This is a genomic window from Flavobacterium rivuli WB 3.3-2 = DSM 21788, assembly GCF_000378485.1.
Lineage (GTDB): Bacteria > Bacteroidota > Bacteroidia > Flavobacteriales > Flavobacteriaceae > Flavobacterium > Flavobacterium rivuli.
Genome location: NZ_KB899978.1, coordinates 25,213 through 37,391 on the forward strand (window position 1 = coordinate 25,213; position 12,179 = coordinate 37,391).

Genomic DNA, 12,179 nt, shown 5'->3' on the forward strand with positions numbered 1-12,179 from the left:
TTTGTAAATATTCCTCAAAAAAACAATAATTTACTCAGTTAGATTGAATTAATAATTACAAAACACCCTGATTTATAATTATTCACTAAATAATAATAACAAAGATTTAACATAAACATTAATTTGTATTTTAGGAAAACAAATATTTATGTACTACAAATGAAAAAAAACTACAATTCTTTACCGCGAGGTGCCGGCAACTTTTTGCCCCCACCAGAAAGTAACAGCAAAGCATTTGCGTGTTGGCTTTCTAATCATTTTAAAGGAAAAAATCTGCTGGTAGCAGCATTCCTTTTCATGCTAAGTACCGTGCAGATTTTTGCACAAACCGGCGAAACATGTGCAACGGCAATAGACCTTGGCACACTTACCAGCCCCTTTAGCGGAACTACAGTAGGTGCTGCTAATGACTACACACCGTCTTGCCAAACTTTCAGTTCTGCGGGCGATCTTGTTTACTCTGTATCTGTTCCTAACGGGTATACACTAAACATTGTACAAACTGTAAACAATTATGATTCGGTTCACTCCGTTTATTATGGAAGCTGCGATGCGCAAACTTTAATAGTTTGTCGTGATGACCCGGATACCCCATCTGACTTTAACGGACAATTAGCTCCTGTTGAATGGGAGAATGCTACAGGAAGTGACCAAACCGTATATTGGTACCAGGATGGCTATAACAACTACACAGGTACTTTTACATTAACATGGAGCGTTACACCTCCACCTACTTGTAATATACCTACATCTGTTCTTGCAACAGTACTGTCTGCCACTACGGCAGATTTAAGCTGGGGCGCTCCGGTAACAGGTACGGCTACTAACTATGAGTATGCCCTTACAAACTCTGCAACACCACCTGCAAGTGGTACTGTTACAACAGCAACAACTGTTTATGGTGCTGCTATAACTGTAAACCAAAACACCTATTTGCATGTACGCACTAATTGTGGTACTACAGATGGTTACAGCGAGTGGGTAACATTCTCTTTTTACTCTGGTATTTGTATTCCTGCATCTCCTTATGTTAACGGTACAGGTATTACTAATGTAGCCATAGGCAGCATAAATAATACTACCGGGCTGGAAGCTACTAACTACGGCAATTTTTCGAGCCAGATAGTAAATATAGGACAAGGTGTTACACAACAATTTAGTGTAACCTTTAATACTTTTGATTCTTATAATGTAAAATTATGGGTAGACTGGAATGACAACCTAACCTTTGATGATGGTGAGGAAGTATTTAGTGGAGCGACCCCAACGGGCAATCCATCTACAATAACAGGCTCTTTTACAGTTCCTGTTACAGCAGCATTAGGAAACCATAGGCTTAGGATAGGCGGAATGGTTTCATGGAGCGGTCAGCCGTTACCATGTGCTACCACTGCTTACTATGGCGTTTATGAAGATTATACCGTAAATGTAACTACACCTCCTTCATGTTTTACACCGGTAGCTCCTACAGCTACTAACGTAAGTGCAGGAGTTATAAACATTGCATGGACAGCACCAACCCTTGGCACAACACCGGCAGGATATGAGTATGTAGTAGATACTACAGTTGCATCTCCGGCAAGCGGTACTGCCGTTACTGGTACAAGCGTTAACAACGTTGCCGTTACTGTAAACGTAACTGGCTACCTGCATGTAAGGACAAGCTGCGGCAGTGGCGACTTTAGTGAGTGGGTAACAATACCATTTTACAATGGCGTTTGTATACCGGCTCCAACATCTGTAGATGGTCAGGGTATTACCAATGTAACTATTGGCAGTATAAACAACACTACCGGTACAGAAACCAATAACTATGGTAACTTTACCTCTCAAATTGTAAACGTAGGCCAGGGTGTTACCCAGCCATTCAGCATTACATTTGGCACAGGTGCAGATTATGTAACAAGAATTTGGGTTGACTGGAATGACGACCTTGATTTTGATGATGAAGGCGAAGAAATTTTCTTTGGCACATCTCCTGCAGGTAACCCTGCAACACTGTCAGGTACATTTACCGTTCCTGTAACAGCAGCTTTAGGCAACCACCGTTTAAGGATTGGTGGTACAGACTACGGACCTACAACTCCATGCTACAATGGTTCATGGGGTAGTTATGAAGATTACACAATAAATGTAACTCTTCCTCCTACATGCTTTACACCTGCTACCCCTCTTGGTGTGGCAACAGCATCTGGCGTTGCTAACCTTAGCTGGGTTGCCCCAACATTAGGCGGAGCTCCTGTAGGTTATGAGTATGCTGTAGATACTAACTTTGCATCTCCTGCAAGTGGTACTGCTATTACAGGTACATCTGTTACAGGTTACACAGGCATTGTAGACAATACATATTACTACCTTCATGTACGTACAAATTGTGGTACAGGCGATTATAGCGAATGGGTTACATCTGCACGCTTCAGGTTCCTTCAGGGAGATACTTGTGCTACAGCAATAAGCCTTGATGCTTTAACAAGCCCGTTATCTTCTACAACAGTTGGTGCCGGTAATGACTATACTCCATCATGTGGCTTTACTAATGCACCAGATATTTATTACTCTATAACAGTACCTAACGGTTATGTATTAGTTGCAGGCTTAACAGCAAGCAGCTATGATTCTGAACATGTATTATTTTATGGTGACTGTACTACACAAACTGAAATATTATGTACAGACGCCGAAACAGGAGATACTACATGGGAAAACACAACAGGCAGCACTCAAACAGTATATTGGGTACAGGATGGCTGGTCTTCTAACACAGGTACTTACACATTAGCGTGGACGTTAACACCGCCACCACCGTGTAATATACCAAGAAACGTTACCGGTACTATGGTTACACTTACAACAGCTAACATTAGCTGGACAGTTCCTGTAACAGGTACTCCTGTAAGCTATGAATATGCTGTAACACAATCTGAAACTCCACCAGCTGCAGGCACAGTAACAACAACTATGTCTTTTACAGATGTAGCTACTGTAGCAAATGCATACAACTATGTACACGTACGTACAAATTGTGGTACTGATGGATACAGCGAGTGGGTTACTTACCAGTTTTACTCTGGCCACTGTATACCTAACAGCTTATATACAGAATACTATAACATTGTAGCATTTACTACTACAACAGGTTTTAGTAACATATCTAATACTGAAGAGCAATTAGTAGCTTACACAAACAACTTTGACACTATGGTGGTTAGCCAGGAGCCGGGAGGAAGTTTTGGTTACACAGTTACTATAGACTCTTACACTGCTGTTGATATTTGGATTGACTGGAACAATGACCTTGATTTTGATGATGAAGGCGAATTTATAAGGACGCATGAAAACCAGAATTTTGTTAATGCCGACTTTACAAATACAATTTCTATACCTGGTGTTATAGCACAGGGCAATTACAGGATGAGGCTACGTTCCCGTTCTACATGGAACACAGGCAGCCCTTGTGGACAATATGATTACGGTACAGCTCAGGATTATGCCATTAACATTGGCGATCCTCCTACATGTTATGTTCCCGTAACTGTAACCGGCGTAGGTGTTTCATCTGGTGTTGCTAACTTAAGCTGGGCATCTCAGGGTCTTGGAAGCGATCCTGTAGGATATGAGTATTTTGTTACAACATCTACTACAAGCCCGGAATCTGGTACTGCAATAACAGGAACATCTGTTCCGGGATATACAGGAATTATAGACAACACATGGTATTACCTTCATGTAAGGACAAACTGTGGCGACGGAGATTACAGCCAGTGGGCTATTTCGCCAAGGTTTAGATACCTTGCAGGAGATACATGTGCAAGCGCTATAGATCTTGCTACACAAACAAGCCCTTACAGCTACAGCACAGTAGGAGCCGGTAACGACTTTACAAGCTCTTGTAATACATGGGGTACTGCACCGGACCTATATTACTCTATGGTTGTTCCTAACGGATATACTTTTGTAATAGGTTTATCAACAGGTTATGATGCTGTACATACTGTATTTGTAGGTAGCTGCGACGATAGCGACCTGATTGTATGTACTGACAATGACTCTGATACAACAACTTGGGAAAATACAACAGGAAGTACTCAAACTGTTTATTGGGTACAGGATGGTTATGGCACAAGCACGGGTACATTTACCTTAACATGGACGCTAACACCTCCTCCTACATGCGACAGGCCAAGAGCACTTGATGTAAACCTTACATCGCTTACTACTACAGATGCAAGCTGGGATGTACCTAATACAGGAACACCTGTAGGTTATGAGTATGCTGTAACAACATCTGCTACGCCTCCTGCAAGTGGTACTTATACTACTGCAACATCGGCCACAGGTATAACAGTAACTCCTAACGTAAACAGCTTCCTGCATGTACGCACAGTTTGTAGTGAAGCAGATGGCAACAGTATATGGGTATCTATACCGTTCTTTAGCGGTTACTGTGTACCAAGCAATACAACATCTACTGCTTATTACATTACAGGTGTAACTTCTACAGGCGGAGAAACTAACTTTGCAAGTACAAGTACAGGCTTTAGTGCATTTACTGATAATACGGCTACGCACTCAGTTTCTACATACCCTGGTGGTTCATTCTCGCTACAGGCTACAACGCCTACAGCTGCTGACAACTTTATATACAGCGTATGGATAGACTGGAATAATAACTTTGACTTTACCGATGAGGGAGAGCGAGTTATAAACACAGGTTATTTAATTACACCGGCAACACTTGGCACTATAACTGTACCAATGACAGTTGTTCCGGGTACATACAGGATGAGGATTAGAAATGCTCACTTTGGTGCTCCGGTACCTGCATGTGGAGAACAGGGATCTGGCGAGGCAGAAGATTACACATTAGAGGTAGTACCGGCTCCAAGCTGTTTCCCTCCTTATGGCGCAACAATAACAACTACAGATCCTGGTTATGCTAATCTTAGCTGGTCTCCGCCATTAATAGGTGGTACTCCTTCAGGATATGAGTATGTATTTAGCACATCTTCTACTCCTCCTACAGGTAATGGTACACCAAGCGCATCTTTCTTTGTTGGAGATGTAGAGTACAACCCTTTACAATCTGTATACCTGTTTGTTCGCAGCAGCTGCGGCGGTGGCGACTACAGTACATGGGTTACTGCACAAATTCTTGGTACTGAATCGAAAGACTTCCTTGCTAACAGCATAGTTGTTTATAAAGAAGGCAGTGCAATTAACATTACATCTGGTAATACATTAATGAAAGGTGTTACAATTTATGACACCCGCGGCAGGAAGCTTTATAGCCAGGCCGACATTAACAATACAGAAGTTGCACTTACAGGCCTGCAAATACAACAGCAGGTAGTAATTGTAGAAGTTGATACTCCAAGAGGTAAAGTAAGTAAACGAATAGTTTTCTAATTTATTTACCCTTATAATATTAGCCGGCCGGTACAATTGTACCGGCCGGCTTTTTTTATATAAATACGTGTAATAATCTATTTATAGAGATCAATTATAAAGAAAACAAACATTAATACCTCAAAAAACTATTTTTTGACAATAATCAGCATAAATCTTAGATTTTTATAACTGAAAATAGTAAATATTCATCATGACATTAACAATTGTTACAGGCATTAAAATAAATATTTAGCACAAAACACACTATTCAATACACTCGTTTTGCGTATTTATTTAACAAATTCTGTTTTTATTAATTATTCTTTAATTAACCATTTACATAAACTTAACATTATATAATAATTGTATTTTTAAAGCACACAAATATTATGTATTAAAATGAAAAAAAATTACAACTTGTTACCTAAGAACCCACAAAACTTATTGTGGCGGTTAGGTGGAAATGAGCATCCTGATGAAGGAAGCCCACCTCCGGTTTTTGTCAAAAAAAGCTCTTTGCTTATCACGGCAATGCTTTTTATGTTTGCAACTGCGCAAAGTTTTGCACAGACTTCGTACTGTACCCCGGCACCTACATCTGTAGATAACCAGGGTATTATTAATGTTACCATAGGTTCCATTAACAACACTACTGTTGCAGAGGCTGGCCGTTATGGCGATTATTCTGCTCAAATTGTAAATGTAGGCCAGACTGTTACCCAGCCGTTTAGTATTACATTTGGAACAGGCTACACGTATGATACAAAAATATGGGTAGACTGGAATAATGATTTTGATTTTGATGATGAAGGTGAACAGGTTTATTTTGGCACATCTAACAATGCTAACCCAACAACGCTATCGGGTAGTTTTACCGTTCCTGCAACTGCATCATTAGGCAACCACCGTGTAAGGATAGGTGGCCTGGATGATGGCGGCACTGCCGGTATAAGAGTGACACCATGCTACACCGGTACTTACGGAAGCTATGAAGATTACACTATAAATGTTACCGTTCCACCTGCCTGTTTTACACCGGCAAATGCTGCCGCTGTAGTAACGGCAGCAAATAATGCTAACCTTAGCTGGGCAGCACCTACACAAGGCACAACCCCTGTAGGTTACGAATATGCTGTAGATACAAATTTAGCGGCGCCTGCAAGTGGTACAGCAGTAACTACAACATCTGTTACAGGCTATACGGGTTTTGCAGATAACACTAACTATTACCTTCACGTTAGGACAAACTGTGGTGAAGGCAGTTATAGCGACTGGGTTACTTCTCCAGCATTTAGATATATTGGCGGAGATACCTGTGCTAATGCTATAAGCCTTGACACGCTTACAAGCCCATTATCTTCTACAACTGCAGGTGCAGCTAATGATTATACAGCATCTTGTAACTTTAGCAGTGCACAAACGCCCGATTTATTTTACTCTATAGTAGTTCCTGCAGGGTATAAATTATCAATAGGCCAGACTGCAAACAACTACGACTCTGTACATTCTGCATTTTACGGTACCTGCGAAAGCAATACCCAACTTGTATGTTATGATTACCCTGAATTACCGGCCGATGGCGCTGCGGCAACATTAGTTTGGGAAAACACAACAGGTAGTACACAAACTGTATACTGGGTTCAGGATAGCTACAATGCTGCCGGAGGAACATTTACACTGGCATGGACGTTAACTCCGCCACCGGCTTGTAATATACCTACCGCAGTAACTGCTCAGTTAGTATCTGCAACACAGGCTAACTTAAGCTGGGGCGTACCTGTAACAGGTACACCAACAGGTTATCAGTATGCTGTTACAACAACAGCTACAGCACCAGAAAGTGGCACTGCTACAACAGCAACTTCTGTTGCAGGTGTAACAGTTACAGCAAACCAGACTAATTACCTACACGTTCGCACAGCTTGTGGCGACTCAGGGTTTAGTACGTGGGTTACCTACGCATTTTTTGCAGGATATTGTACACCGGCACCTACATCTGTAGATAACCAGGGTATAATAAATGTAACAATAGGTACTATTAATAACACTACTGTTGCAGAACCTGGCCGTTATGGCGATTATACTGCACAAATTGTAAATGTGGGCCAGGGAGTTACCCAGCCATTTAGCATTACTCTTGGCACAGGCTATACTTATGACACAAGAATGTGGATAGACTGGAATGATGACCTTGATTTTAACGATGAAGGTGAGCAGGTTTTCTCTACAGAATCTTCAAATGCTAACCCTGTAACGTTAACAGGCTCATTTACAGTTCCTGCAAATGCAATTTTAGGCAATCACAGGATAAGGATAGGCGGTCAGGATAACGGACCTACTACTCCTTGTTACACAGGATCTTATGGTACTTTTGAAGACTATACTATAAACGTTACGCTACCTCCTGCTTGTTTTACACCTGCTAACGCGTTAGGTGTAGCAACAGCATCGGGCTTAGCTAACCTTAGCTGGACAGCTCCAACTCTTGGAACTACACCTACAGGTTATGAGTATGTTGTAGATACAGTTGCTACAGCCCCTACTGTGGCCGGTACCACTGTTACAGCAACAACTGTTACAGGATATACAGGAATAGTAGATGGTACATTTTACTATCTACACGTAAGGACTAATTGTGGCGGCGGTAACTATAGCGAATGGATTACATCTGCTGCATTTAGATACCTTCCGGGAGATACTTGTGCTACAGCTATAAGCCTTGACGCTTTAACAAGCCCATTATCATCTACAACAGTAGGCGCGGGTAATGACTATGCACCTACATGTAGTTTTAGTAATGCAGCAGATTTGCTATACTCTATAACTGTTCCTGTAGGATATACACTATCTATTGGCCAAACGGCTAATAACTACGATACTGTACACTCTGCATTTTATGGAACTTGCGAAAACCGTACAGTATTAACATGTGCTGATTATCCTGAGTTGCCTTCTGAAGGAGCAGCAGCTACTTTAGTTTGGGAAAACACAACTTCTGCCACTCAAACAGTGTACTGGGTACAGGATGGTTACGGTAGCGCAACCGGTACATTTACATTAGGATGGACGTTAACTCCGCCACCTGCATGTAACGTGCCTACTGCCGTTAGTGCTGTATTAACTAATACCACTACGGCTACTGTTAGCTGGGCTGGCCCTATAACAGGAACAGCAGCCGGTTACGAGTATGCAGTAACAAACAATGCTACACCACCGGCAACGGGTACAGCTACAACAGAAACTTCTATTACAGGCATACCGGTAACTTTAAACATTTATTCTTACCTGCACGTTCGCACAGCTTGTGGCGAAACAGGATTTAGCGAATGGGTAACTTTCCGTTTCTACTCTGGTTACTGTATACCTGCACCTACATCTGTAGATGGTATTGGTATTACTAACGTAACTATTGGCAGTATAAACAACACTACCGTTGCAGAAGCAAATAACTATGGTAACTATTCTGACCAGATTGTAAATGTGGGCCAGGGTGTTACACAACCATTCAGCATTACATTTAGCACAGGCTACACGTATGACACTAAAATATGGGTAGACTGGAATAACGACCTTGATTTTGACGATGAAGGCGAACAAATTTTCTTTGGCACATCTTTAGCTCCAAACCCTTCTACATTATCTGGCACCTTCACAGTTCCGGCAACGGCAACTTTAGGTCAGCACAGGTTAAGGATAGGCGGACTTGATTTTGGCGATACAAATGGTATAAACGTTACTCCATGCTACACCGGATCTTACGGCAGCTACGAAGATTATACTATTAACGTTACTACACCTCCCGTATGTTTTACACCTACAGCACCTACAGCAGTTAATGCAAGTGCAGGATTTGTAAACATAAGCTGGACAGCGCCAACTCTTGGCGGTACTCCTGCAGGATATGAGTATGTTGTAGACACTACGGTAGGCGCTCCTACCGTAAGCGGAACTGCTACTACCGAAACATCTGTTGCAAACGTAGTTGCACCTGTTAACGTAAGAGGTTACCTTCACGTAAGGACTAACTGTGGTAACGGCGATTACAGCGAGTGGGTAACTACTTCATTCTACAATGGCGTATGTATTCCTGCCCCTACATCTGTAGATGGTTTAGGTATTACTAACGTAGCTATTGGCAGCATTAATAACGCTACAGGATCTGAACCGGGCCGTTATGGCGATTACTCTTCTCAAATAGTAAACGTAGGCCAGGGTGTTACACAAGCGTTTGAAATTACATACAGCACAGGTTACACTTATGACACTAAAATATGGGTAGACTGGAATGATGACCTTGATTTTGACGATGCAGGTGAGCAGGTTTACTTTGGCACTTCTTTAGCCGCTAACCCTACTATATTAGCCGGTACATTTACTGTTCCTGCAACGGCAGCTTTAGGCCCGCACAGGTTAAGGATAGGTGGTCTTGATTTTGGCGATACAAATGGTGTTAACGTTACTCCATGCTATACCGGAACTTACGGTAGCTACGAAGATTATACTATTAACGTAACTACTCCACCATCTTGCTTTACTCCTACTAATGCTGTTGGTGCTGCTACAGCATCTAACACAGCTAACCTTAGCTGGACTGCCCCAACATTAGGCGGTACTCCTGTAGGTTATGAGTATGTAGTAGATACTTTTGCAGCTGCCCCTGCAACAGCGGGTACAGCATCTGCAACAACAACTGTTACAGGTTACACAGGCATAGTAGATAATACGTACTACTACCTTCACGTAAGGACAAATTGTGGCGAAGGCGACTTCAGCGAGTGGATTACATCTCCGCGCTTCAGGTTCCTTTTAGGCGATACGTGTCTTACTGCTGTAAGCCTTGATGGGCAAACTTCTCCTTACTCATCTACAACTGTAGGTGCAGGTAATGATTATACCCCTACTTGTAGCTTTAGCAATGCTCCTGAGTTATTTTACTCTTTAACAGTACCTAATGGCTACACAGTAACTATAGGGTTAACTGCAAACGGATACGACTCTGTACACTCTGTATTCTACGGTAGCTGTGCATCTCAGACAGCTTTAGATTGTACTGATACAGAAATTGTGAATACTGTGTGGGAAAACGTTACCGGTAGTTCTCAAACACTATACTGGGTACAGGATGGTTACGGTTCTAACAGCGGTACATTTACATTAGCCTGGTCATTAGTGCCACCGGTTACATGTGATAAACCAAGGGCTCTTGCAGTACAGCTTACATCGCTTACAACTGCAAACCTTAGCTGGACAGTGCCTAACACAGGCAGCCCTGAAGGTTATGAGTATGCAATTACATCATCGGAGACACCTCCGGCAAGTGGTACATTTAACGCTACTACTACGGTAACAAACGTAACTGTAACGCCTAACGTTGCTCAATACCTGCACGTACGTTCTGCATGTGGTACTACAGACGGATTTAGTGTATGGGTTACAATTCCGTTCTTTAGCGGATACTGTGTACCTACAAACACTGTATCTACTGCATACTACATTACAGGTGTAACTACTACTGGTGGCAGTACTAACATTGCTTCTACAAGTACTGCATTTAGTGCATTTACAGATTATACTGCTACACAAACAGTTTCTAACTATGCAGGAGAATCATTTAATGTTCAGGTTACAGCACCAACAACTACAGACCAATACCTGTATAGTGTTTGGGTAGACTGGAACAATGATTTTGATTTTGACGATCTTGGCGAAAGGGTAATCAATACCGGTTACTTATTTAGCCCTGCAAACATAGGCACGGTAACTATACCGGTTGGTACACCTGTAGGAACTTACAGGATGAGGATAAGAAATGCACATACAGGTTCTCCGGTACCGGCATGTGGCGAGCAGGGAAGCGGCGAAGCTGAAGATTACACTTTGGTTGTAGAAGCTACACCATCATGCGTAGCTCCTTTTGGCCTTAGCATAACCCCTACAGATCCCGGCTTTGCTAACCTTAGCTGGAGCCCATCATTATTAGGTGGCGCACCTTTAGGCTATGAGTATGCCTTTGGCACATCGTCTACACCACCGGCAGGCAATGGTACACCAAGCGCATCATTCTTTGTGGGCGATGCACCATACAACCCTGCGGTATCTGTATACTTATTTGTTCGCACAGTATGCGGTGAAGGAGATTACAGTGAATGGGCAACATTTTCAGTACTTGATCTTGTATCGCCAGAACTTCTTTCTAACAGCGTGATTGTTTATAAAGACGGTAACACCATTAATGTTACAAGCGGTACTACTCAGGTAACGGGTGTAACTATTTATGATACCCGCGGAAGAAAACTGTACGACCAGGCTGCTAACAGCAACAATGTTGTTATTAACGACCTGCAGATACAGCAACAGGTAATTATATTAGAAATTAATACCACAAAAGGTAAAGTAAGCAAAAGAATAATTTTCTAAGCTGCTGATAATTTTTAAAGCCTAAATACTAAGCCCCACGCAATTGCGTGGGGCTTTTTTATTTTTGGCATGGCATGTGCTGCAAAATGCCGATTTATTAATTTGATAAAAAAGTTACCTAAATGTAAAACCATTAATAAAAAACATACGTATATGAGTTTAAATGCATTGCCCCAAGCAAATAAACAAAAAGCCATTCAATTAAAGTAAGGTGTGGTTTTATGGCTTCCCTCCTCTTTTTATTAAAGTGGAGGGTTTTTTATTAACACAAATTTATGACATTGTTAATAGTTTTATAACATTTATCCTCAAAATTAACTATTTAGAAATGCAGTTTGTCGGATAAATATATACTTTTGTCGGTACACAATTTT

General features: G+C 41.7%; 2 protein-coding genes. Both read left to right on the top strand.

What is annotated here, in order from left to right:
- The first annotated feature begins 159 nt into the window (after window positions 1-159).
- Window positions 160-5,406, top strand: a complete 5,247-nt coding sequence (locus tag F565_RS0119395) for a GEVED domain-containing protein (RefSeq protein ID WP_020214910.1) — start codon at window positions 160-162, stop codon at window positions 5,404-5,406.
- A gap of 381 nt (window positions 5,407-5,787) precedes the next feature.
- A complete protein-coding gene (locus F565_RS0119400) occupies window positions 5,788-11,805 on the top strand; it encodes a GEVED domain-containing protein (RefSeq protein WP_020214911.1) in 6,018 nt (2,005 codons plus the stop codon).
- Window positions 11,806-12,179: the final 374 nt, after the last annotated feature.